Genomic DNA, 23,807 nt, shown 5'->3' with positions numbered 1-23,807 from the left:
GGCAGGGGCGTCGTGCGACGCGAGGCCGGCAGGTTAGGATGTTCATCGTTGAAATACATTCCGCCAAGAATGCAAGGCGAGATTGCATGAATGAACAAGCGCTGGCCTGGGACGATTATCGCTTCGTGCTCGCGGTCGGCCGCGCCGGATCGCTCAACGGCGCGGCCAAGTTGCTGACGGTCAGCCATCCGACCGTGTTCCGCCGGATCAACGCGATCGAACGCAGCCTCGGCGCGCGCTTGTTCGAACGCGCGCGCGCGGGTTACGCGCCGACCCCGACCGGCGAGGAGGTCATCGCGGTCGCGGCCGAGATCGAAACCCGGATCGCCGCGACCGAACGCCGCCTGGCCGGCCTGGACGCGCGGCCGAGCGGCAAGGTCCGGCTGACCACGGTCGAGCCCTTGCTGTACGGCGTGCTGCCGCCGTTGCTGGCGCGGTTTCGCGGCGACCATCCGGGCATCGTGCTGGAGCTGATCACCGACAACGCGGTGCGCGACCTGAGCCGGCGCGAGGCCGACCTGGCCCTGCGCCCGGGCGGCAAGCCGCCGGAGGGCCTGATCGGGCGCAAGGTCGCGCGCATGGCCACCGGGATTTACCGCCCGCGTTCGCTGCGGCTGCCGCGCGGCGCCCGGCCGGACGATCTGGCCGATTACGACTGGCTGGTGCCCGACGGCAATCTGGCCCATATCGGCATGGCCCAATGGCTGCGGCACAAGCAGTACGACCGGCGCACGGTGTTCAGCGCCAACAGCCTGATCGCGCTGCGCGACGCGGCCGCCTGCGGGATGGGGCTGACCGTGCTGCCGTGCTATCTGGGCGACGCCGAGCGGCGTCTGGCGCGGGTGGGCGATCCGGTGGCCGGGCTGGCGGCCGATCTGTGGCTGCTCAGCCACCCCGACCTGCGTCGCACCGAGCGCATGCGGGTCTTCGCCGATGCCCTGCGCGAGGGGCTGGCGGCCTTGCAGCCGATGTTCGACGGCCGGGGTTAGCGCGGCGGTGTGTACTCACGGCGGAATATTTCATCCGTGAAGCAGGTCCATATGAACAAATGCCATGCCAAGTCCACTGGTGTTTTCTGAACTTGTGACGTCAGGCACATCAGATTAGGAAAATTCCTACACGCTTACAGGCGTTCCGACGACGGTTTCCTGTTCACGCAACACGCATCTTTTAGACGCTCCGACGGCACCACCGAGTCATAGATCCGCCACGAGGCGGGCAATCCCCCAGACCGGGCCGGCTGAACTTTTACAAGGATGGATCCATGTTTCGCGTCGAACTGAAGCAGCGTGACGGCAGCGACGACAGCGCGCTGGCCGTGGCGATGGCCGAAATCCAGAAGGAATACCGCAGCGCCGAAGCGGCGTTGCGCGCTGTGCTGCCGCAGGCCCGCAAGTACGCCATGCATGCGCCCAAGGGCCTGTGGCTGCGGATCTACGATGCGGAGTCGCAGCCCGTGTTTGGCACGCTGGTTCCCTAGGGCTGGCGTGCGGTTTGCGCCGCCCGGCTGACAGGATGTCCGGCCGGGCGGCGCGGGCCTCCAAAGGGCGGGGCGAAAAGCTGTCGCGGCTGCGTCGGTCTGATTGACCATTTTCGACCCTTCGACCCTTCGACCCTTCGACCCTTCGACCCTTTCGGGTGAGATGCGCCGTATGCGCGTTTCGGCGAGGTTGCGTCGAGCATTTGAAGCCCCTCTCCCGCGTGCGGGAGCGGGGTTGGGGTGAGGGGCGAGGCGAGGTGTTGCTGCAAGGGCTAAAGCATCAAAACGCGAATGCAGCGGCATTCGCGCCTTCGGCGCTCATTCCCTCACCCTAGCCCTCTCCCGCAAGCGGGAGAGGGAATAGCCGGCGCGGCAAGCGGGTGCCGTCTGTAGCCGTGAAAATCCGCATGCGTCGCGATTCCCGCCCACGCAGCACCTACACGCCCAGCACCGCAGCCTGATCCGGATCGATCCAACCGCGCTCGATCGCCACCGCCACATCGGCCGGCGTATCCAGGTCCCACTCCAACTCCGGCGCCTGCAGCCGCCAGACCGCGCCGGGCAGCTGCCGCGCCAGCGCAGCGCCGAAGCCGCGGTCGCCGTGCAGGCCGGTGCTCTGCCGCCACAACGCCGCTGGAATCAACGCCGGGATGCCCAGCGCGCCGCCATGCACGGTCGCCGCGCAGGCGCCGGGCGACCATGACGCGCCCGCGATCAGCGTGCTCAGGTGAGCGCCGTCGAGGGCCGGTTGATCGCAACCCAGCACCAGCACCGGGCCGTCGAAATCCTCGAGCGCGCGCGCGGCCGCGCGCAGACTGCTCGATAAACCCTGCTCCCAGTCGGGATTGAACACGCACTCCACGTCCAGCCCGGCCACGGCCGCCTGCATCGCTTCGCGGCGCGCGCCGAGCACGACCACGCTGCGCAGCGCGCCGCTGGCCGAGGCCAATCGCGCCGCGCGGTGCAACAGGGTTTCGCCGTCGCGGGTCAGCAGTTGCTTGGGCCGGCCCAGGCGCCGACTGGCGCCGGCGGCGAGCACCACGGCGGCGTGCGACGCGGCGGCGCGGGTCATGCGGGCGGTTGCGCGTGGCGATGGCTGTGCAATTGCGCGGCGATGCTCAGCGCGATCGCTTCGGGACCTTCGCCGCCGAGCTTGAGGCCGATCGGCGAATGCAGGCGCGGTAGCAGCGAGACACCCGCCGACGCCGGCAACACCCGGAACAAGTCCTCGCGCCGGCGCTGCGGGCCGAGCAGGCCGACGAAACCGATCGCCTGGCCGCTGATGCTTTCGGCCAGATGCTCCAGCGCTTCGCGGTCGAGTTCGAAATGATGGTGCATGACCAAGGCCGCGTCGTGCGGTCGCGCCATCGCCAGCGCCTGCGCGGGACTGCGCGCGAGCGCGTGGTCGGCCAGCGCGCCCAGGCCGGACCAGCGCGGGCGGCGTTCGACCAGGGTGGTGGTCCAGCCCAGCGTGCGCAGCAGCGGCAGCAGGGACGGAGTTTCCGGGCCGGCGCCGAACACCAGCACCGACGGCGGCGTGGCGATGTCCAAGGTCCAGTGGGCGCCGCCGTCGATCGGCCACGGCAGGGAGGTGACCGGCACGGTCCAGCGCATGCGTTCGTCGCCGACCGCGGCGGTCACCGCGCCGGTGCTGCGAATGTCCAGGCGCAGGTCGCCGTGGCCGCGCCGCCATTCGTCGATCAACGCCGGCCACCCCTCAAGCGCGGCCAGCGGCAACAACGCCAGGCGCAGACGGCCGCGGCAGCCGACCGCGGAACCGGCGAACAGGTCCTCGTCGCTGCGGGTGTCGATGTCCATCCATTCGATGCCCCGCGACGCGGCGGTTTCGGCCGCGCGCAGTTCGATATCGGGTTCGATGCAGCCGCCGCTGAGCCAGCCGACCTGGCCGTCGCGCGCGCCGAACAGGGCCAGCGCGCCGGGCCGCACGTAGGTCGAGCCCTCGGTTTCCAGCACCACCGCCAGGGTGGCCGGATCGCCGCGCGTCGCCGCGGCGGCGCTGGCTTCGACCACCGCGCGCGCCCCGCCGGGCGCGGTCCGCGTCGCGGTGGGAGGTTCAGGCGAATCGGCCATCGCGGTGCGCCTCGTGAGCGGTGGATGATTCGAGTCTAGAGCGATCGCGGAGAAAAAACGCATGCGCCGGTCGCGGCCGGCGGCGCGGCGTGGCGATTTGGGCAAGCCGGCGCGATCGCGCGCGAGTGCGCGAACGGTTCGGACTGATTCGGACTGATAGCGAACGCGCGTCGATGCCCGGTGCGTTCGCGTGTCGTGCGCGATAGCCCAAGCCGCTCGCAAGCCAGGAGGATCGTGCAATTGCGGCCCCATCGACAGCGGTAACGCAGTGCGAAAGTCGTAGTGCCGCTAGCTAGCCTGAGCGCCACACCAGGAGTACGCTCGGATCACCCCAGCCGCCGCGAGGGATCCAATGAAGCTCAACGTCAACGGCACCGAACACGAGGTCGCCGCTCCGCCGGACATGCCGCTGCTGTGGGTCCTGCGCGACCTGATGCAGCTGACCGGCACCAAGTTCGGTTGCGGCATCGCCCAATGCGGCGCCTGCACGGTGCATGTCGACGGCTCGCCGCGGCGCGCCTGCGTGACCCCGGTCGCGAGCGTGGAAGGCAATCAGATCACCACCATCGAGGGCCTGTCGAAGGACGGCAGCCACCCGGTGCAGCGCGCCTGGGCCGAGATCGACGTGGTCCAGTGCGGCTACTGCCAGTCCGGCCAGATCATGTCGGCGGCGGCGCTACTGACCAAGATCCCCGCGCCGACCGATACCGATATCGATCAAGCCCTGTCCGGCAACATCTGCCGCTGCGGCACCTATCCGCGCATCCGCGCGGCGGTGAAGCGCGCGGCCGAGATCGGCAAGGCGTGAGCGGCGTGGGTGCGATCGCGATCGCGCATTCCCGCGGCGGCGGCGACGCCGCGTGCGGCGATGGCGCGCTGTCGATCGGCATCGGCCTGCATAAACGCACGCCGCACGAATACGAGCCGCGCGCGAACGCCGCGGCCATCGACTTGAACCGGCGCCGCTAGCGCGCCGTCCCCCTTTGCAACGGAGGTTCCCGTGAACGCCGTGCCATCGAATTCCCGCCGGCAATTTCTCAAGACCGGCGCGCTGATCGGCTCAGGACTCGTGGTCGGGTTCGTGCTGCCAGCGGCGAGCCGCTTCGCCCAGGCCGATCCCGCCGCCGCCGCGGCGGCCGCGCAACCGTTCGCGCCGAACGCGTTCCTGCGCGTGGGCAGCGACGACAGCGTCACCGTGTTGCTGTCGCATTCGGAAATGGGCCAGGGCATCTGGACGGGCCTGGCGATGTTGATCGCCGAGGAACTCGATGCCGACTGGGCCACGATCAAGGTCGAACACGCGCCGGCGGCGCAGGCCTACGCGCACACCGCGTTCGGCATGCAGATGACCGGCGGTTCGACCAGCACCTGGTCGGAGTTCGATCGCTACCGCCAGGCCGGCGCCACCGCGCGCGCCTTGCTGGTCGCCGCGGCGGCGCAGCGCTTCGGCGTGCCGGTCGATCAGGTGCGCACCGAGAACGGCGTGGCCATCGCCGGCGACAAGCGCGCGCGCTACGGCGAACTCGCGCTCGACGCGGCCAAGCTGCCGCCGCCGAAGGCGCCGCTGCCGCTCAAGGACGCCAAGGACTGGAAGATCATCGGCAAGTCGACCAAGCGTCTGGACGGGCCGGAAAAGATCACCGGCAAGGCCAAGTTCGGCATGGACGTGCAGTTCGAGGGCCTGCTGACCGCGGTGGTCGCGCGCTCGCCGGTGTTCGGAGGTTCGGTCAAATCCTTCGACGCGAGCAAGGCCAAGGCAATAGCGGGTGTTCGCGACGTGGTGCAGGTGCCCAGCGGCGTGGCGGTGATCGCCGATCACTATTGGGCGGCCAAGCAGGGCCGCGATGCCTTGGTGGTCGATTGGGATCTCGGCCCGAACGCCGGCCTGGATACGGTCAAGCTGCGCGAACAATTCCGCGCGCTCGCCGCGACGCCGGGCGCGGTCGCCGGCCAGGCCGGCGACGTCAAGGGCGCGCTGGCGAAAGCCGCCAAGACCCTTGAAGCCGAATACAACGTGCCCTACCTCGCGCATTCGCCGATGGAGCCGTTGAACTGCACGGTCAAGATCGACGCCGACGGTTGCGATGTCTGGACCGGCACCCAGTTCCAGACCGTGGATCAGAAGGTCGCCGCCCAAATCACCGGGCTCAAGCCCGAACAGGTGCGCATCCACACCATGTTCCTCGGCGGCGGTTTCGGCCGTCGCGCCACGCCGACTTCGGACTTCGTGACCGAAGCGGTGCATGTGGCCAAGGCCGCCGGCAAACCGGTCAAGACGGTGTGGTCGCGCGAGGACGACGTGCGCGGCGGTTATTACCGGCCGATGTACCTGCAACGCGCGCGCATCGGCCTGGACGCGCAGGGCCTGCCTATCGCGTGGGAGCACGTGCTGGTCGGGCAGTCGATCACCGCGGGCACGCCGTTCGAACCGATGATGGTCAAGAACGGCATCGACGCGACCTCGGTCGAGGGCGTGGCCGATTCTCCGTACATCACCGGGCTCAAGGATTTCCGCGTCGATCTGCATTCGCCGCGGACCGGTATTCCGGTGCTGTGGTGGCGTTCGGTCGGCCACAGCTACAACGCGTTCGTGATGGAGAGCCTGGTCGACGAGCTGGCGTATGCGGCGGGCAAGGACCCGGTCGAATACCGGCGTGCTTTGTTGAAGGATCATCCGCGTCATCTTGCGGCGCTGGACTTGGTCGCCGACAAGTCGCGCTGGGGTTCCAAGCTCGAAGCCGGACGCGGCCGCGGCGTCGCGGTGCATGAGTCCTTCGGCAGCTACATCGCCCAGGTCGCCGAGGTGTCGCTGGTCGACCAGCCCGGCGGCGGCAAGGGCATTCGCGTGCACAAGTTCTTCTGCGCGATCGATTGCGGGATCGCGGTCAATCCCGACGGCGTGCATGCGCAGATGGAATCGGGGATCAACTTCGGTCTGGGCGCGGCGCTGCACAGCGCGCTGAGTTTCAAGGACGGCCGGGTGCAGGAATCGAACTACCACGACTACCGCGTGCTGCGGCTGGACGAAGCGCCGCAGATCGAAGTGCACATCGTGCCGAGCACCGAGAAGATGGGCGGCGCCGGCGAGCCCGGCACCGCGCCGGTCGCGGCGGCGGTGGCCAACGCGGTGTATGCGCTCACCCAGCAGCGGCTGCGCGAGCTGCCGCTGCGGCTGCCGGCCTGAGGAGACGACGATGCGACGTATGCCTATCGTTTTGACCGTGCTGGCCGCCTTGAGCTTGAGCGCGTGCGGCGGTTCCAAAGTCACGCCCGAGCAACGCGATAAAGCCATCGCCGCGTTCGCGACGGTGCAGAAAGTGTTCCAGCATCCGCGCTGCCAGAACTGCCATATTCCCGGCGATCAGCCCTTGCAGTTCGATGCCGGCATTCCGCACGCGATGGGCGTGGTGCGCGGTCCCGACGGCAAGGGCGCGGCCGGCCTGCCGTGTTCGACTTGTCACGGCGAAGCCAATCTGCCGACGAGTTACGGCGTCAACGCGCCGCCGGGCGCGCCGCATTGGGCGCTGCCGCCGCCGGACCACAAGATGGCCTGGATCGGCCTGCCGGCGCCGAAGCTGTGCGAGATGATCAAGGACAAACGCAGCAACGGCGGCCGCGATTTCGCCGCGTTGATCAAGCACGTCAGCGAAGACAAGCTGGTGCTGTGGGGCTGGGAACCCGGCGGCGAGCGCAAGCCGGTGTCGGTGCCGCATCCGGAATTCGTGGAGGCGTTCAAGACTTGGGCGCAGGCGGATGGGCCGTGTCCGGCGTCGTGATGGTGCGCTGAGGATTGTGAGGCAGCGCTGAGCCTTGAAGCCCCTCTCCCGCTTGCGGGAGAGGGGTTGGGGTGAGGGTTTCGCGGCAAGGTATTGCTACGGTCGCGACTACGTTGAAGGTACCTGCAACAGCATTCGCGCCTGCGGCGCTCATCCCCTCACCCTAGCCCTCTCCCGCGAGCGGGAGAGGGAAAATAGCCGTGGAAGACGTGTGTCGAAGCCCCTGTAGGAGCGGCGCGAGCCGCGACCGCGACACTTCGATTACGACGCGACCACGATGTTGCAAGCATGTTGAACGGCTTGCGGCTTGGCCTGCGTCGTAGCCGAGGTGTCGCGGTCGCGGCTCGCGCCGCTCCTACAGGGAGATAGCGAATATCCGCGGCAAGCGGGTGTTCAATGCGAGACGTCGCAAGCCTCGCCGCAGCTCGTGGTCTCGATCTGCAAGGTGCAATGCTCGATCTCGAACCGCTCGTCCAGCGCTGCGCTCAGTTCGCGCCGCAGCGCCTCGCCGTCCACGCCATCGGCGATCATCAGATGCGCGGTCATCGCCGGCGTGCTCGATTCCAGCGACCACACGTGCAGGTCGTGCACGTCGACCACGCCCGGGGTCGTGGTCAGCAAGCGGCGCACCGCCTCCAGGTCGATGCCCTTGGGCACGCCTTCCATCAGCACGTTGCCGGCTTCGCGCAGCAGGGTCCAGGTGCGCGGCAGCACCCACAGGCCGATCAGCACGGCGAGGATCGGGTCGATCACGGTCCAGCCGGTGAAGCGGATCACGATCGCGCCGGCGATCACCGCGACCGAGCCGAGCATGTCGCTCCACACCTCCAGATACGCGCCCTTCATGTTCAGACTTTCGCCGCTGCCGGCCTTGAGCAGGCGCATCGCGACCAGGTTGATCGCCAGTCCGAGCGAGGCGATCGCCAGCATGCCGGTGGTCGCGACCTGCGGCGGCTGGCTGAAACGGCCGACTGCTTCCCACAGGATGTAGCCGGCGACCGCGAACAGCATCAGCCCGTTGACCATCGCGCCCATCGCTTCCATGCGCACGTAGCCGTAGCTGCGCTTGGCGTCGGCGGGTTTGCGGCTCAAGCGCACCGCCGCCAGCGCGATCATCAGCGCGAGCGTGTCGGTGCCCATGTGCGCGGCGTCCGACAGCAGCGCCAGGCTGTTGGTGAGGAAGGCGCCGACGACTTCGGCGATCAGGAAGCCGCCGGTCAGGCCCAGCGCCCACCACAGGGGACGTTCGTGACGGATCGCGGTCGTGCCGTGGTCGTGCCCGCTGCCCATGTCGTTTCTCCGGTTGTGAGCGCCGCCGCGCGGGCGAGCGCTCATGGAAGTGCTTATTGAATCCGACCGCCCGTGAGCGGCGCGCCAGTGAAGCGGACCGCCGGGTGGCGGTCCGCAGTGGATGGATCAGTGCGCGGGCGAAACCTGCGTGGCCGCATCGGACGCAGGCCGCGATTCGAGTTCGCGCTCCTGCGCATCGTTGCGATGCAGCCAGCGGTACAGCACCGGCAACACCAGCAGGGTCAACAGGGTCGAGGAGACGATGCCGCCGATCACCACCGTCGCTAGCGGCCTCTGCACTTCCGAGCCGGCGCCGACATTGAAGGCCATCGGGATGAAGCCCAAGGACGCCACCAACGCGGTCATCAGCACCGGTCGCAGGCGGCCGAGCGCGCCGTCGACGATCGCGTTGTCGAGCGGGTCGCCCTGTTCGCGCAGCTTGCGGATGAAGGCGATCATCACCAGGCCGTTGAGCACGGCCACGCCCGACAGCGCGATGAAACCGACGCCGGCCGAGATCGACAGCGGTATCCCGCGCAGCGCCAACGCGATCACCCCGCCGGTCAGCGCCAGCGGCACGCCGCTGAACACGATCGCCGCATCCTTGACCGAGCCGAACGCCATGAACAACAAGGCGAAGATCAGCACCAGAGTGACCGGCACCACCACCGCCAGGCGCTGGCTGGCCGAGATCAATTGCTCGAAGGTGCCGCCGTAGCCGATCCAATACCCTTCCGGCAATTTCACCTGCGCATCGATGCGTTGCCGCAACTCGCCGACGAAACCGCCCAGATCGCGATCGCGCACGTTCGCGGTCACCACGATCCGGCGCTTGCCGTTCTCGCGGTTGATCTGATTCGGACCGAGCACCGAGCGGATCGTGGCGACTTCGCGCAGCGGCACGGTGCGCGGCGCGCCGGTGGCCCAGGTGGCGTCGCGGCTGGATTCGTCGCGATCGGCGCCGGCGGCCGGCAACGGAATCGGCAGGTCCTCGAGCGCGGCCGGGTCCTGACGCAAGGCCTCGGGCAGGCGCACCACCAGATCGAAGCGGCGGTCGCCTTCGAACAACTGCCCGGCGACTTCGCCGCCGACCGCGGTCGCCACCGTGTCCTGCACCGCGGCCGGGTTGAGCCCGTACACCGACAGCGCGCGGTGGTCGGGTTCGATGCTCAGCATCGGCAGGCCGGTGACCTGTTCGGTCTTGACGTCGGCCGCGCCGGGCACCCGTTTGGCCACCGCTTCGATTTGTCGCGCGACCTTGAGCAACTGCTGCAGATCGTCGCCGTAGACCTTGACCGCCACGTCGGCGCGCACGCCGGAGATCAACTCGTTGGTGCGCATCTGGATCGGCTGGGTGAACTCGAAGTTGCTGCCGGGCAGGGTGCCGGCGATGGATTCGATTTCCTCGGTCAACGCGTCCTTGGTTTTGTTCGGATTGGGCCATTGCTTGCGCGGCTTGAGCATGACGAAGGTGTCGGCGACCGACGGCGGCATCGGGTCGCTGGCGACCTCGGAGGTGCCGATCTTGCTGAAGACGCGTTCGACCTCGGGCATCGCCAGGAATGCGCGCTCCATGGTCTTTTGCATCGTCACCGACTGGGTCAGGCTGGTGCCGGGGATGCGCATGGCCTGCACCGCGACATCGCCTTCGTCCAGGCTCGGGACGAACTCGGTGCCCATGCGCATCGCCAACGCGCCGCTGAAGATCACCAGCGCGGCGGTGCCGGCGACGACGATCGCGCGGCTGCGCAATGCCCACGCCAGGGTCGGCTCGTAGCGGCGCTTGATCCAGGCCATCGCGCGGTTTTCCTTCTCCGCGACCTTGCCGCCGAGGAAGATCGCGACCGCCGCCGGCACGAAGGTCAGCGACAGCAGCATCGCGCCGGTCAGCGCCAGCACCACGGTGATCGCCATCGGGTGGAACATTTTTCCTTCGATGCCGCTGAGCGCGAAGATCGGCAGGTACACCGCGGCGATGATGCCCAGGCCGAACAGGCTGGGGCGGATCACTTCGGCGGTGGCCGATGCGGTCAAGTCGTGGCGCTCGTCGTCGGTCATCTGCCGGCCGAGCAGATGCTGTTGTTCGCCGAAACGACGCAGGCAGTTCTCGATGATGATCACCGCGCCGTCGACGATCAGGCCGAAGTCGAGCGCGCCCAGGCTCATCAGATTGCCCGACACGCCGCCGCGGACCATGCCGATGATGGTGAACAGCATCGCCAGCGGAATCACCGCCGCGGTGATCAGTGCGGCGCGGAAATTGCCGAGCAACAGGAACAGCACCACCACCACCAGCAACGCGCCTTCGACCAGATTCTTCGACACCGTGGCGATGGTGCGATCGACCAGCGAAGTACGGTCGTACACCGCATTCGCGCTCACACCCTTGGGCAGGCTCGCGTTGGCCGCTTCGAGCTTGGCCGCCGCGGCCTGCGAGACCTCGCGGCTGTTGGAACCGACCAGCATGAACACCGTGCCGAGCACGACTTCGTGGCCGTTCTGGGTGGCCGCGCCGCTGCGCAGTTCCGGGCCTTCGCCGACGCTGGCGACATCGCGCACCCGGATCGGCACGCCGTCGCGGCGGTCGAGCACGATCTCGCCGATCGCGTCGAGGTTGGCGATCTGTCCGGGTACGCGCACCAGGAACTGCTCGCCGTTGCGTTCGATGTAACCGGCGCCGACGTTCTGGTTGTTGGCCGCGAGCGCGGCGACGAGGTCGCGCTGGGTCAGGTTGAGCGCGCGCAGCCGCGCCGGATCGGGGGTGATGTGGATCTGCCGCGCGTAGCCGCCGATGGTGTTGACCTCGGTGACGCCGGGCGTGTTGCGCAGCTGCGGACGGATCACCCAATCCTGCAGCGTGCGCAGGTCGGTCGCGGTGTAGGCCGAACCGTCGGGCTTGCGCGCCTTCGGATCGGCGTCGACTGTGTACATGAAGATCTCGCCCAGGCCGGTCGCGGTCGGGCCGAGTTCGGGTTCCAGGCCGCCGGGAATCTGCGACTTCACCTGCTGCAATCGCTCGGCGACCTGTTGCCGGGCGAAGTACAGGTCGGTGCCGTCCTTGAACACCACGGTGACCTGCGACAGGCCGTAGCGCGACAGCGAACGGGTGTAGTCGAGCTTGGGCAGGCCGGCCAGCGCGGTTTCGATCGGGAAGGTGACGCGCTGTTCGGATTCCAGCGGCGAATAGCCCGGCGCCTGGGTGTTGATCTGCACCTGCACATTGGTGATGTCGGGCGTGGCGTCGATCGGCAGCTTGCCGAAACTCCACACGCCCAGGCCGATCAGCGCCAGGGTCAAGGCGAGCATCAGCCAGCGCTGACGGATCGCGAAGCGCAGGATGCGTTCGAGCAGGCCGAGTTGCGTGGGCGCGGGCGGGTTAGGTGAAGGCGGAGTGGGCCGGGACTCAGTGCTCATGCGAGGCCCCCGCTTTTTCGATGTCGGCCTTGATCAGGAAGCTCTGTTCGATCACCACCTGTTCGCCGGCCTTCAGGCCCGACAGCACCTGCACGCGGCGCGCGTCGCGGCGGCCGAGTTTCACCGGCCGCGCGCTGTAACGCTCGCCTTCGCGCACGAACACCACATCGCCGTCGTCCATGCGCTGCAACGCGGTCAACGGCACCGCCAGCTCGACCGGCAGCTGCTCCACCGTGACCCGCGCGCGCACCGCCGAACCCGGGCGCCACAAACCATCGGCGTTCTTGATCGAGGCGCGCGCGACCGTGCTCTGGCTGGCGGTCGCGGTGCCGGGCAGGATCCGGTCGAGCGTGGTCTCCACGCCGCTGTCGTCGCCCATGCGCATCACCGTGACCGGCAGGCCCGGGCGCAGATGGGTGGCGTCTTCGCCGAACACGTGCAGGTCGACCCACAAGCTCGACAGGTCGGCGATTTCGAACAGCGCCATGCCTTCGACCGCGACTTCGCCGACCGAGGCGTTGCGCGCGAGCACCACGCCGGAGATCGGCGCGGCGATGCTGTAGGTGGTCAGGCTCAGATTGCTGTCGATGGTCGCCAGCGTTTGGCCGGCGCTGACGCGGTCGCCGACATTGGCGCGCAGCGAGCGCACCGGCCCGGGGTAACGCGCGGTGATGCGCGCGACCCGGCCTTCCAGCGGGGTGAGCAGGCCTTGCACCTCGTGTTCGTCGGCGATGGTGCCGGCGCCGACCGCGGCCACGCTGATGCCGGAGCGGCGCGCGATCTCGGTGCGGATCACCGTGCTTTCGACTTCAGACTGTTCGCCGTGTCCGGCTTTGCCTTCGGCGTGTTCGTGGCTGTCGGAAGCTTCGTCGGCGTGTTCGCCCTGCGCTTGTTTCGCCTCCGCGGATTTCTGCGCGGTCGGTTGATCGGACCCGCCGCCGCAAGCGCTCAAGCTCAGGGCCAGCAGGCCCGCGACGATCATCAGTTCGGGCTTCATGGGGTGGCTCCTGCGGGAATGGGCGAGGCGGCGAGGAAGGACTCGCCGGTGAGGCGCTGGATTTCGATTAGCGCCAGTTGCGCGTCGAGCGCGGCGTCCAGGCGCTGCTTGCGTACCGCGACGCTTTCGGCCTGCAACAGCGCCAGTTCCAGATAACTGATCGCGCCGGCGCGGTAGGCGTATTCGGCCGCTTTCTCGGCGCGGATCAGCCGCGGCAGCACGTCGTCCTTGAGCCGCGCGACTTCGAGCGCGCCGACCCGATAGCGGCCGTGCGCTTCGACCAGGGTCGAATACAGCGACAAACCCTTGGCTTCGCGTTCGATATCGAGCAAGGCCAGTTCGGCCTGCGCGCCGCGGATGCCGGGTTCGGCGCGGGCGCGCGCGCCCAGCGGCATCGACACGCTGCCGATCAGCGCCATGTCGTTGCCGTCCTGCAGCCGGCGCAGACCGACCTGCCAGTCCAGGTCGGGCGTGGCCTGGCTTTGCGCCAACCGCACTCGCGCCTCGCCGATCCGGCGCGCGTCGACGAAGCGGCCCAGTTCGGGATTGCGGTCGAGCAAGCCGGCCAATGCGGTGGCGTCCTCGATCTGCGGCAGTGCATACGGATCGCCGGCTACGCTGGCGAAACCCGGGTCGCGTTCGCCCCACAGCGCGGCCAGGTGCTGGCGCGCGGCCAGCAGGCTGCGTTCGCCGCGCGCGCGCTCGAGTTCGGCGCGCGCCTGCGCGGCTTGCGCGGTCAGCAGGCCCGATTCGGGCGAGGCGCCGGCCTGCAGGCGCACGCGCGCGGCATCGACGCTGCGTTTGCGCTGGCCGATGTCGAACTGGGCCAGTTCGATCCGGCGCTGCGCGGCGAGCACCGCGAGATACCGGCGCGCGGTTTCCGCGAGCAGATCCAGGCGGCGGCTTTCGCGTTCGACCGCGAGCGCGTCGATGCGGCTCTGGGCGAAGGTGCGGCGGGCGTCGAGCTTGCCGCCGCGTTCGAACACCGAGGCCAGGCTGAGGGTGATTTCGGCGCCCTGGGTCCCGCTCAGCGCGCCGCTGCCGAAGATGTTTTCGACCGACACCCCGCCGACCAGCGCGGGCCGTTGCGCGGCGCCGTCGCGCTCGGCTTCGAGCACGCGGCGTTGGCCGCCGAACAGGCGCAGGTCGGGGTGGGCGTCGCCGATGCGCGCGAACGCGTCGTCGAGGGTGAACACCGAACCGGCGCGTCGCGGCGCGGCGGTTTCGGTCGGAATAGTGGGGGCGAGAGGCGGCCGCGCCTGTGCCGGAAAGCACAGCGCAGCCGTCAGGGCGGCCAAGGCCGCCGGACGTAACCGCATGGGGAATTCTCCTGAAACTCGAACGGCGCCGCGGCGGCGCGAAGCCGCGCGGCGATGACCGATGGCGACGGCGGCCGGCGCGAAGCCAGCCGACACGACACCGGGCCGGCGTTAGGCCGGGCTCGGGATCAGGCGGAGATGGGTGGGCGGAACGGGACCGCGGTCGGGCTGGGCACGAACGAGGTCGAGGCGGCCGGCTTGGGCGCGGCGGCGCCGCGCAGCGGCAGGCCGATGTGGAAACGCGGCATCAGCGCGGCCTGCATGGCGCAGCAGTGGCTCAGGTGCCAGCGGCTGTCGCCGCAGCCGTCGGGGTCGTGATCGTTGGCCGGGTCGGTCTGCGCGGTAGCGGCGTCGGAGGTATCGGTGGTGTCCGCGTTGCCGTGATCGGGCCGCTCCCGCGCATGATCGTGGGCCGCGGCGGCCGGGACGGCGAGTTCGCCGATCTCGGTCGCGAACGCCAGCACCGGCTTGATCAGCATCACCGCGATCAACACGCCGTAGGCGAGGTAGCGCAGAGCGATCGCGAGGGAGGGCAGGCCGGGCATGGCGGCGATCATAGGAGCCGCGGCCGCCGCAATACAATTTCAGCGCCTCGGCCGCGTTCAGCCCGGTCTCGGCGTCGATCGCCTCGCGGCCAGGGCGCGCGGGTCGCCGGATTGCGCATCGCGCCGCCGCGGCCGCAGCGGCCATAATCCGCGCCGCGTGGCAGGAGGCTCGGCATCGGGAGACGTTCACCGTCGAACAGGATGGGCAAACTGCTGAGCAGCAACGCCGTCACATGCCGTACCTAGTCTGCGCGCGCAGTTCGCAGTTTCCGGGTAAGGGGTTGTGCAGTGAAGGTTGTGAGCAAGCCGGCGCGCGCGGGCGCGGTCGGGCGCTGGAAAACGATGGCGCCGACGGGCGCGTGGGCAGGTTCGAAGGCCGCTTCGGCGTGCCTGTGGCTGGCGCTGTGCCTGGGCCTGGCCGCCTGCGGCGCGGCCGCGCCGGCCGATGCGCCGCGGTCGCAGGCCGAACATGCCGACGCGGTGGCTTTGCCCGAACCGCTGGTCGAGCTCGACGGCGAAGGCTTGCGCGCCCGCGCCGCCCAGGCGCTGCGCGAACAGCGCATCCACACCCCGGCCGGAGACAGCGCGGTCGACTACTACCTGGCGTTGCGCGACAAGGAGCCGGGCCAGATCGACGTGATCAGCGCGCTCGGCGAATTGCAGCCGTACGTGGTGATCGCCGGCGAACAGGCCTTGCTCGACGACGATCTGGGCGAATCGCAGCGCCTGCTCGGGCTGCTCGAACGCATGGACCCGCAGGCGCCGGCCCTGCCGCGCCTGCGCGAGGGCCTGCGCAGCGCGACCGCCGCGCGCGAACGCAAGGCGCGCGAGGAGACCCAACGCCTGCTGGCCGAACGCGCCGACGCCGCGCCGGCACCGCGTGCGATGCCCGGCGCGACCAGCGCCGCGATCAAGGCCGACGCGGCCGCCAGCGCGCTCGCCGCCGACGAAGCCGCGGCCCGGGCGAGCACGCCGGCCGCGCCGATCGCGTCGGCGCCGGCCCCCTCCGCGAGCCCGCCGCCCGCGGCCGCGACCGCGACCGCCGTCGCCAGTGCGCCGGCACGCGCGATGCCGCGCCTGATCGCCGACGCCAGCCCGCGCTATCCCTTGCCGGCGCTCAATCGCAAGATCGAAGGCAGTGTCGAGATCAGCTTCACCATCCTGCCCGACGGCCGCACCGGCGCGGCCCGGCTGGTGAGCTCCGAGCCGGCCGGGGTGTTCGACGACGCGGCGCTGGCGGCGGTGGCGCGGCTGCGCTTCGAGCCCAGCGGCCAGTCGCATGCGGCCCGGCGCACCTTGAATTTCAAGCTGCCGTCGCGCTGAGGGTCGGAGGCGTCCGCTTTCATGGGAAGCGGCTTCAAGCTTATGTGGGAAGGCTTCGGGCTTGTGTGGCAGGGGCTTCAGCCCGACGCTTTTCTTTCAGATCGCAGCGCCTGAGCGGAAAGCGTCGGGGCTGAAGCCCCTCCCACAAACGGTGCCCGCGGCAATGGCCCGGCTTGTCAGCTCAGATCGGCCCGCCCGCCCGCAAACAGCAGCGGCTTGGCGCGACACGCACCGAGCGGCCACAATGCGGCGCATGGAGACTTCCCCCGCCGCATCCCCCGAACTGCTCGACGCCGTCATCCGCGAAACCGGTCCGACCCCCGCCTGGAGCGTGCTGTGGCTGCACGGCCTGGGCGACAGCGGCGACGGCTTCGCGCCGATCGTGCCCGAACTGCTGCGCCCGGATTGGCCGGCGCTGCGCTTCGTGTTCCCGCATGCGCCGGTGCGCGCGGTCACGATCAACAACGGCATGCGCATGCGCGCCTGGTACGACATCCGCGACTTCAGCGATCTGGCCAACCGCGCCGACGAAACCGGGGTCGAGGAATCGGTGCGGCAGGTCGAGGCGCTGATCGGGCGCGAAATCGAACGCGGCATCCCGACCTCGCGCATCCTGCTGGCGGGGTTCTCGCAGGGCGGGGCGATCACTCTGGCCACCGCGTTGCAGCGCAAGCAGCCGCTGGGCGGGCTGATCGCGCTGTCGACCTACCTGCCGATGGCCGACCGCCTGATCCGCGAGGCGACCGCGGTCGCGCATACCCAGCCGATGTTCATGGCCCACGGCCAGCACGACCCGGTAGTGCCGTACCGCGGCGGCGAGATGGCCGCCGCGCGCCTGCGCACCCTGGGCTTCAAGATCGACTGGCACGCCTATCCGATGGCGCATCAGGTCTGCGCCGAGGAAATCGACGCCCTAGGCGACTGGATGTCGCAGCGGTTCGCGGCCCAGCGCTGAGCCCCGCCGACCGTGGCCGCGCCGCCCACCGGTCTGCCCCTGGCCGAGCACGAGCCCTGGCTGCCGGACCTGTGCCGGTTGCCGCGGCTGGTGGTGATGCTGAGCATGGCCGAGCTGATCGTGATCGTGCTGGCGCTGGCGCCCGACGGCACCCGCTGGGACCTGGGCCGGTTCGTGTCCTCCAGCGCGTTCGCGCTGTGGCTGGCGCTGGCGATCTCGGTGCTGCTGTGCGTGTCGCGCAAATGGCTGTCGCGGCTGCCGCCGGGCGTGGGCGGCTTCATCGCCACCGCGACCGCCGCGGCGATCGCCGCGGCCGTGGCCGGGGTCACCCACACCATCGACACGGTGACCAGCATCGGCCTGGTGCCGGCCGGGGTCTCGTTCCTGCGTTTCGTGCTGGGCACCGCGGCGATCGCGATCCTGGCCGTCGGCGTGGTCCTGCGCTACCTCTACATCAACGACAGCTGGAAGGCCCAGGTCCGCGCCAACGCGCGCGCCGAGGTCGAGGCGCTGCAGGCGCGGATCAAGCCGCACTTCCTTTTCAACAGCATGAACACCATCGCCGGGCTGGTGCGCAGCGACCCCGAGGTCGCCGAGCGCACCGTACTGGACCTGTCGGACCTGTTCCGCGCCGCGCTGGGCGCGTCCAAGAGCGATTCCAGCCTGGCCGAGGAGGTCGAACTGGCCGAACGCTACCTGGCGATCGAGCAGCTGCGCCTGCGCGAGCGCCTGCGGGTGGTCTGGCGCAAGCGCGAACCGCTGCCGTGGAAGATGCCGCTGCCGCGGCTGATCCTGCAGCCGCTGGTCGAGAACGCCGTCCTGCATGGGATTTCGCCCCTGCCGGGCGGCGGCGAGATCGAAATCGAGCTGACCCAGCTCAGCGATCACCTGCTGCTGCGCATCCGCAACCCGTCGCCGGCGCCGGCCGAGGCCCGCGCCGGATCGCGCCATGCCCAGCACAGCATCGTCCAGCGTCTGCGTTATGCCTATGGACCTACGGCGCGAATGACCTCAGGCTGGGAGCGGGGATACTATCTGTGCGAACTGCACGTGCCGACCGGGGTGGAGGCGCAGAGTCGATGAAGGGTGCGACGAGGCTGGCCATGAGAGTGGTGATCGCTGACGACGAACCGTTGGCGCGCGAGCGACTGCGCGCGCTGCTGGCCTTGCGGCCGGATGTGGAGATCGTCGCCGAAGCGGTCGACGGCCAGCACGCGCTGCACGCCTGCGCCGAACACCGGCCGGATCTGGTGCTGCTGGACATCGCCATGCCCGGCATCGACGGCCTGGAGGCCGCGCGCCACCTGGCCGCGTTCGACCCGCGCCCGGCGGTGGTGTTCTGCACCGCCTACGACGCGCATGCGCTGTCGGCGTTCGACGCCGAGGCGATCGACTACCTGGTCAAGCCGGTGCGGGCCGAGCGCCTGGACGCCGCGCTCGAGCGCGTGCGCACCTTCGCCGCCGGCCGCGAACGCCACGACGGCGGCGAGACCGCGCCGGGCCAGATCCGCAGTCACCTGTGCGCGCGCCTGCGCGGCAGCCTGCGCCTGATCCCGATCGACGACGTGCATTACCTGCACGCCGAAGAGAAGTACGTGATCGTCCATCACGCCCGTGGCGAGGACCTGATCGAGGAATCGCTGAAATCGCTGGAGGACGAATTCGGCGAACGTTTCGTGCGCATCCACCGCAACTGCCTGGTGGCCCGGCACGAGATCGTCGAACTCAAGCGCAACGCCGAAGGCCACGTGCAGGCGGTGCTGCGGCATGGCAAGCAGCCGCTGGAGGTCAGCCGGCGCTGTGTGGCTGCGTTGCGGGAGACGCTCAAGCATCTTTGAATGTTCGGGATTCGGGATTCGGGATTCGGGATTCGGGATTCGGGATTCGGGATTCGAGATTCGAGATTTGGGAATCGGGAATCGGGAATCGGGAATCGGGAGTCGGGAGTCGGGAATCGGGAATCGGGAATCGGGAATCGGGAATCGGCGCAACCTTCCTACCGTCATTCCCGCGAACGCGGGAATCCAGTGACTTCAAGCGTTCTTGCACGAAAGGCCCTGGATGTTCGGCTGCGCCGAAGTAAAGTCGCGCCCGCCTTCGTGGGAATGACGAGAAAAAACAGCCTCTCGGCGTCAGCTTCAGCGCCATCTCTCCAGAACGTCATTCCCGCGCAGGCGGGAATCCAGAGGCTTCAGCGCCATCCTTCCAGACCGTCATTCCCGCGAACGCGGGAATCCAGTGACTTCAAGCTTTCCCGCACGAAAGGCCCTGAATGTTCGGCTGCGCCGAAGTAAAGCCGTGCCCGCCTTCGCGGAAGTGGCGAGCAAAAGCAATCTTTCAGCGTCGGTTCGAGCGCCATCTTTCCAGACCGCCACAAACCAGCGCTGCGCCCCAATCTCGTTCCTCACTCCTCCCACTCGTTCCTCGGCCTTTAGCCTCAACCCCCCAACAGCGGCGATAATGCCGCCATGAAGACCCTGCGCATCGCCACCCGTAAGAGCCCGCTCGCCCTGTGGCAGAGCGAGCATGTCGCCGACCGCCTGCGCGCCCTGCATCCGGGGCTGGTGGTGACCCTGGTGCCGATGAGCACCCGCGGCGACGAGGTGCTGGACCGCTCGCTGGCCGCGATCGGCGGCAAGGGCCTGTTCCTCAAGGAACTGGAACTGGCGATGCTGCGCGAGGAAGCCGACTGCGCGGTGCATTCGCTCAAGGACGTGCCGATGGAGCTCGAGCCCGGCTTCGCCATGCCGGCGATCCTGGAACGCGCCGACTACGCCGACGCCTTCGTCAGCAACGCCTTCGACGGCATCGACGCGCTGCCGACCGGCGCCCGCGTCGGTACCTCCTCGCTGCGCCGCCAGGCCCAGTTGCGCGCGCTGCGTCCGGACCTGGAGTTGCGCGACCTGCGCGGCAACGTCAACACCCGCCTGGGACGCCTGGACGCCGGCGAGTACGACGCCATCATCCTGGCCTGCGCGGGCCTGCAGCGGCTCGGCCTGGACGCGCGCATCCGCGCGCGGCTGGAATCGCCGTACTGGCTGCCGGCGCCGGCGCAGGGCGCGATCGCGATCGAATGCCGCGAAGACGACCTGTCCACCCGCGAACTGTGCGCCGCGCTCGATCACGCCGCGACGCGCACCTGCGTGGAAGCCGAGCGCGGCATGAATCGCGCGCTGCACGGCAGCTGTCACGTGCCGGTCGCCGCGTACGCGCGCCTGGACGGCGAACACCTGCGCCTGGACGGGCAGGTCGGTTCGGCCAGCGACGGCCGCGCGGTGCGCGCGCACGGCGAGGGCCGCGGCGACGCGCCCGAGTGCCTGGGCATCGAAGTCGCGCAGAAGCTGCTGGAGCAGGGCGCGGGCGAGTTCATCGCCGATTCGCTGGGCGATGTCGGCGATCAGGATTGAGGGCTTGCGTCGGTTACGGGCGCGAGCGGAGCGCGGTCTGACAGGCGCGGTATGAAGCCGCGGTTGCGTCATGTCCGAAGTGTCGCGGTCGCGGCTTGCGCCGCTCCTACAGGCAGCCCATGTAGGAGCGGCGCAAGCCGCGACCGCGAAACCTCAAGCACGACGCAAGCGCATTGTTCCCGCAGCTCCGCGAACCGCTACGTCCCTCAAAACCGCCGAATCAACTCGATCGAACTCTCCGCGCTCTCGCTGCCACCGCCACCGTTGTTGTCGTGGCGAATCGCGAAATCGGTCTCCAGCTTCCAGTTCTGCCACACCTCCACGTCCAGCCGCACCGACTGCTTGACGAAGGTGTCGCCGCGGCCGCTTTCGACCTGCACGCTCTGGGTGAAACGCGCGCGGTCGCCGATGCGCTGGCCCAGGTTGAGTTCGCCGCGGAACACCGCGCCGGGACGGTTGATGCCGTCGTCGTACAACGGCGCGAGCCGATAGCCGGCGCCGAACTGCAGGCCGATCTGGGTCGGGCCGTCGCGCACCGCCTGTACGCCGTAGCGGGTGCCGATGCGGTAGTCGTTGGAGTACATCGAGCGGCTTTCGCGCGAGGTCGCCGGGGCGCTGACGCCTCCGATCACGCGTTGCTGGCCGGGCAGTTCCACCTTGCGCAGCGGCGGCAGGTCGGCAGGGTCGATCTCCGGCGCGCGTTGCCGCCTCGCCATCGCCAGCTTCCATTCCTCGTCGCCGCAGCGGGTCGAAAAACAGTACAGGCGCATCTGCGCCGGATCGCTCGCGATCGCGATCAGGATCGGGTCGCCACCGAAGGCGGGATTCGGCAATGTGACCAGGGGCGCGCCCAGCAGGGCGAGCCCGATTGCACCGAGCATCGTCTGAGTCAGGCTGGAAGTACGGCCCAGGATAATGCCATGAAACCGATTACAGTCCTGCGACGCCAGGCACGTCGGATAGGTTCGATTAATCCTGCGGTGGCACGCAAGTGATTGATGCCAATGCCTGGAAGCCTTGCGGCGCGGGACGATGGCCGGGTTCGCGGCGGTGATCGATGACCCGGAGGCTCAGTAGTACAGCGTGACCAGATGCTTGGCCTGGGCGAAGAACAGCCAGCGCTCGACCACGGCGCCCAGCAATACCGACAACGCGCTCAGCGCGGTCACGACCGCGGCCGTCTCAGGCGACCCGGTTACCTGCATCAGGCCGGCGACGAACATGCCGGCCAGCGGCAGCAGCGCGAACAGCGCCAGCGCGATCAGGCGCAGCTTGCGTGCGTGCTTGCGCGCCAGCACATAGCCCATTTCGCGGGTCAGGTAATTTTCTTCGGTGTGCGGGCGCTCGAATACCGACAATTCGCGGTCGGGCAGGCCGACCGCTTCGCCGCGAGTGACCGGCAAGGGCGTGCGGTCGATCGCGCGCCAATACATCAGCTTGAGCAGCGCGGTCAGCGGAGCGAGCAGCACCACCGCCGTCATCGCCGAGCGCCCGACCGCAGGCGCGCCGGGCAGCGCGGCCAGCAAGGCCGCGCCGCTGAGCAGGGCGAAGGCTAGATAGCCCGGCACCACCAGCCAATGCCGCCACGCCGGAATCGGCTTGAGCGATGCGTAGATCATCGCTGTGCAGGCCACGGTGAGCAGCGCGCACACGACCACCGCCGCCGACAACAACATCGGCATCGCCGCGCCGCTTTTACGCACGACGCCCAGCAGCAAGCCCAATGCGGGCAGGTACGCGACGATCGCCATCACGCCCTCGCGCGACAGCCATGAAGTCCGCCATTGCGAGAACGCGCGCCAGGCGCGCAGCGGTTTGCCCAGATGCAGGGTCGAGCTGAGCAGGCCGACGGTGACCAGGATCAAGGCCACCAGCATCGCGAACGCCAATACGCGCATGGGCTCGACCGGCGATCCGCCGGCGTAATGGTAGAAGGCGATCGCGCCGACCCACGCCATCAGCCCATACCCGGCGCCCGACAAGGTGGTGAAGAAAATGACCGAGAACGCCGGATGCATATCAGCCTGCGCGAGCGAAACGAAGGGAAATAAGATTCGCGCAGGCGCGCGCGCGGACGCACTCGCCACCCACGCTATCGCGCAGCCGCGGCATACCGCGAAAACGCATCATCGCGACAACACCCGATCCAGCCAGCGCAGCACCGTCGGCAAGGCCTGGGTGTCCAGCGTTTCGGCGGCCGGCGCCGGTTCCGCCGCGCCGGCGCGGCGCGCGCGCGGCGGCAGGTATTTGTTGGTCGGCTGGTAACCCAGCGAGGCCATCAGGTCGACGCCGCCGCGTTCGGCGACCAGCTTGGACACCTTCGATTCCGGATCGGCGAGGTCGCCGAAATGGCGCGCGCGGGTCGGGCAGGCCTGCACGCAGGCCGGCTGGCGTTCGGATTCCTCAAGGTTCTCGTTGTAGATGCGGTCGATGCACAGCGTGCATTTCTTCATCACGCCCTCGACCGGGCTGTACTCGCGCGCGCCGTACGGGCAGGCCCAGGAGCACAGCTTGCAGCCGATGCACTTGTCCTCGTCGACCAGCACGATGCCGTCCTCGGCGCGCTTGTAGCTGGCGCCGGTCGGGCACACGGTCACGCAGGCCGGTTGTTCGCAATGCAGGCACGAACGCGGGAAGTGCAGGGTCATCGCCGGTTGCGGTGCGGTGTCGACGGCCGCGGCGCTGCCGCAACCGCGCACCGGGTCGGCGATCGGCAAGGCGGCGACGGCGGTGGCTTCGACTTCGTAGCTGTGGACGCGATTGAACCAGACCCCCGACGGGTCCTTGCCGTAAGGCTGCTCATCGGTCAACGGCGCGGAGAAACCGCCGGCGTTCCATTCCTTGCAGCTCACCGCGCAGGCATGGCAGCCCACGCAGGTGTCCAGGTCGATCACCAGACCCAGTTTCTTTTTCGACGGCGGCGGCAGACCGGTCATCGTTTTCTCCCGGTCGAAATCAACCACACGCCCAAGGCGAACACGGCCAGGCCGACGCTCACGCTCGGCATCAGCGCGATCAGCACCGGCGTCACCGATCCGTTGGCGCTCGCGGCCGCGTCGCGGGTCGGATCGAACATGCCCAGGCCCAGCAACAGCACCAGGCCGAAGCTCAGCGCGATGCACAACAGGCCGGCGAATACGCGCGCCGGTTTCATGCGCGCACCATCAAGATTCGAACCCGCGTGGCGGCCGACGCAGTGCGAGCTCGGCA

General features: G+C 69.1%; 22 protein-coding genes. 11 read left to right on the top strand and 11 right to left on the bottom strand.

Going from position 1 to position 23,807, the window contains the following annotated elements; genetic code table 11:
- The first annotated feature begins 86 nt into the window (after positions 1 to 86).
- Both IEQ11_RS21780 and IEQ11_RS21775 read left to right on the top strand, forming a co-directional pair.
- Positions 87 to 989 carry a LysR family transcriptional regulator gene (locus IEQ11_RS21780; RefSeq protein ID WP_191822201.1) on the top strand — a complete coding sequence of 301 codons (903 nt, stop codon included), beginning with the start codon at positions 87 to 89 and terminating at the stop codon, positions 987 to 989.
- A 275-nt stretch (positions 990 to 1,264) separates the two neighbouring features.
- Positions 1,265 to 1,480 carry a hypothetical protein gene (locus tag IEQ11_RS21775; protein ID WP_036114866.1) on the top strand — a complete coding sequence of 72 codons (216 nt, stop codon included), beginning with the start codon at positions 1,265 to 1,267 and terminating at the stop codon, positions 1,478 to 1,480.
- A gap of 436 nt (positions 1,481 to 1,916) precedes the next feature.
- On the opposite strand, the gene IEQ11_RS21770 is transcribed toward IEQ11_RS21775, so the two are convergent.
- Together IEQ11_RS21770 and IEQ11_RS21765 are read right to left on the bottom strand one after the other, a co-directional pair.
- Positions 1,917 to 2,552: a nucleotidyltransferase family protein gene (locus IEQ11_RS21770; RefSeq protein WP_191822202.1), complete on the bottom strand. Its 636-nt coding sequence runs from the start codon at positions 2,550 to 2,552 to the stop codon at positions 1,917 to 1,919.
- A complete protein-coding gene (locus tag IEQ11_RS21765; RefSeq protein WP_191822203.1) occupies positions 2,549 to 3,571 on the bottom strand; it encodes an XdhC family protein in 1,023 nt (340 codons plus the stop codon). Before IEQ11_RS21765 ends, IEQ11_RS21770 begins: the two co-directional genes overlap by 4 nt.
- Before the next feature lie 352 nt (positions 3,572 to 3,923).
- On the opposite strand from IEQ11_RS21765, the gene IEQ11_RS21760 reads away from it, so the two are divergent.
- The 4 genes from IEQ11_RS21760 to IEQ11_RS21745 are packed head-to-tail and all read left to right on the top strand — an operon-like array spanning position 3,924 to position 7,347.
- Positions 3,924 to 4,379 carry a (2Fe-2S)-binding protein gene (locus IEQ11_RS21760; protein WP_191822204.1) on the top strand — a complete coding sequence of 152 codons (456 nt, stop codon included), beginning with the start codon at positions 3,924 to 3,926 and terminating at the stop codon, positions 4,377 to 4,379.
- 5 nt (positions 4,380 to 4,384) lie between these two features.
- Complete coding sequence (locus IEQ11_RS21755) at positions 4,385 to 4,540, top strand: hypothetical protein (protein ID WP_191822205.1); 156 nt, start codon at positions 4,385 to 4,387, stop codon at positions 4,538 to 4,540.
- 31 nt (positions 4,541 to 4,571) lie between these two features.
- Positions 4,572 to 6,755, top strand: a complete 2,184-nt coding sequence (locus IEQ11_RS21750) for a xanthine dehydrogenase family protein molybdopterin-binding subunit (protein WP_191822206.1) — start codon at positions 4,572 to 4,574, stop codon at positions 6,753 to 6,755.
- Between the two features lie 19 nt (positions 6,756 to 6,774).
- Complete coding sequence (locus IEQ11_RS21745; RefSeq protein ID WP_228464713.1) at positions 6,775 to 7,347, top strand: hypothetical protein; 573 nt, start codon at positions 6,775 to 6,777, stop codon at positions 7,345 to 7,347.
- Between the two features lie 393 nt (positions 7,348 to 7,740).
- Here IEQ11_RS21745 and IEQ11_RS21740 read toward each other — a convergent pair whose 3' ends face one another.
- From IEQ11_RS21740 to IEQ11_RS21720, 5 genes are all read right to left on the bottom strand, one after another.
- Positions 7,741 to 8,637, bottom strand: coding sequence for a cation diffusion facilitator family transporter (locus IEQ11_RS21740; protein ID WP_191822208.1), 897 nt, complete (start codon positions 8,635 to 8,637; stop codon positions 7,741 to 7,743).
- A 126-nt stretch (positions 8,638 to 8,763) separates the two neighbouring features.
- A complete protein-coding gene (locus IEQ11_RS21735; protein ID WP_191822262.1) occupies positions 8,764 to 11,988 on the bottom strand; it encodes an efflux RND transporter permease subunit in 3,225 nt (1,074 codons plus the stop codon).
- A gap of 52 nt (positions 11,989 to 12,040) precedes the next feature.
- Positions 12,041 to 13,048, bottom strand: a complete 1,008-nt coding sequence (locus tag IEQ11_RS21730; RefSeq protein WP_191822209.1) for an efflux RND transporter periplasmic adaptor subunit — start codon at positions 13,046 to 13,048, stop codon at positions 12,041 to 12,043.
- Entirely contained in the window at positions 13,045 to 14,367 is a 1,323-nt protein-coding gene (locus tag IEQ11_RS21725) for a TolC family protein (protein WP_191822210.1), read from the bottom strand. The genes IEQ11_RS21730 and IEQ11_RS21725 overlap by 4 nt, the downstream gene beginning before the upstream one ends.
- Before the next feature lie 128 nt (positions 14,368 to 14,495).
- Positions 14,496 to 14,912 (bottom strand): hypothetical protein, encoded by a 417-nt coding sequence (locus IEQ11_RS21720; protein ID WP_191822211.1) that lies wholly within the window; start codon positions 14,910 to 14,912, stop codon positions 14,496 to 14,498.
- Positions 14,913 to 15,254: 342 nt separating this feature from the next.
- On the opposite strand from IEQ11_RS21720, the gene IEQ11_RS21715 reads away from it, so the two are divergent.
- The 5 genes from IEQ11_RS21715 (at position 15,255) to hemC (ending at position 20,597) form a co-directional block, all read left to right on the top strand.
- Positions 15,255 to 16,235, top strand: a complete 981-nt coding sequence (locus IEQ11_RS21715; RefSeq protein WP_191822212.1) for a TonB family protein — start codon at positions 15,255 to 15,257, stop codon at positions 16,233 to 16,235.
- A gap of 253 nt (positions 16,236 to 16,488) precedes the next feature.
- A complete protein-coding gene (locus IEQ11_RS21710) occupies positions 16,489 to 17,190 on the top strand; it encodes an alpha/beta hydrolase (protein WP_191822213.1) in 702 nt (233 codons plus the stop codon).
- Between the two features lie 33 nt (positions 17,191 to 17,223).
- Complete coding sequence (locus IEQ11_RS21705) at positions 17,224 to 18,273, top strand: sensor histidine kinase (RefSeq protein ID WP_411920898.1); 1,050 nt, start codon at positions 17,224 to 17,226, stop codon at positions 18,271 to 18,273.
- A gap of 20 nt (positions 18,274 to 18,293) precedes the next feature.
- Positions 18,294 to 19,028 (top strand): LytR/AlgR family response regulator transcription factor, encoded by a 735-nt coding sequence (locus IEQ11_RS21700; RefSeq protein WP_036114843.1) that lies wholly within the window; start codon positions 18,294 to 18,296, stop codon positions 19,026 to 19,028.
- A 630-nt stretch (positions 19,029 to 19,658) separates the two neighbouring features.
- Entirely contained in the window at positions 19,659 to 20,597 is a 939-nt protein-coding gene (gene hemC, locus IEQ11_RS21695; RefSeq protein ID WP_191822214.1) for a hydroxymethylbilane synthase, read from the top strand.
- 206 nt (positions 20,598 to 20,803) lie between these two features.
- On the opposite strand, the gene IEQ11_RS21690 is transcribed toward hemC, so the two are convergent.
- The 4 genes from IEQ11_RS21690 to IEQ11_RS21675 form a co-directional block, all read right to left on the bottom strand.
- A complete protein-coding gene (locus IEQ11_RS21690; protein WP_036114838.1) occupies positions 20,804 to 21,478 on the bottom strand; it encodes a DUF481 domain-containing protein in 675 nt (224 codons plus the stop codon).
- 189 nt (positions 21,479 to 21,667) lie between these two features.
- The gene (locus IEQ11_RS21685) at positions 21,668 to 22,615 is read right to left on the bottom strand and encodes a dimethyl sulfoxide reductase anchor subunit family protein (protein WP_191822215.1); all 948 of its coding nucleotides are present in this window, start codon (positions 22,613 to 22,615) and stop codon (positions 21,668 to 21,670) included.
- A 108-nt stretch (positions 22,616 to 22,723) separates the two neighbouring features.
- Positions 22,724 to 23,533, bottom strand: a complete 810-nt coding sequence (locus IEQ11_RS21680; protein ID WP_036114833.1) for a 4Fe-4S dicluster domain-containing protein — start codon at positions 23,531 to 23,533, stop codon at positions 22,724 to 22,726.
- Positions 23,530 to 23,751 (bottom strand): hypothetical protein, encoded by a 222-nt coding sequence (locus IEQ11_RS21675; RefSeq protein WP_191822216.1) that lies wholly within the window; start codon positions 23,749 to 23,751, stop codon positions 23,530 to 23,532. The genes IEQ11_RS21680 and IEQ11_RS21675 overlap by 4 nt, the downstream gene beginning before the upstream one ends.
- Positions 23,752 to 23,807 lie beyond the last annotated feature (56 nt).

Source organism: Lysobacter capsici (assembly GCF_014779555.2).
GTDB classification, from domain to species: Bacteria; Pseudomonadota; Gammaproteobacteria; order Xanthomonadales; family Xanthomonadaceae; genus Lysobacter; species Lysobacter capsici.
This window is presented reverse-complemented; position numbering and strand designations above follow the sequence as displayed.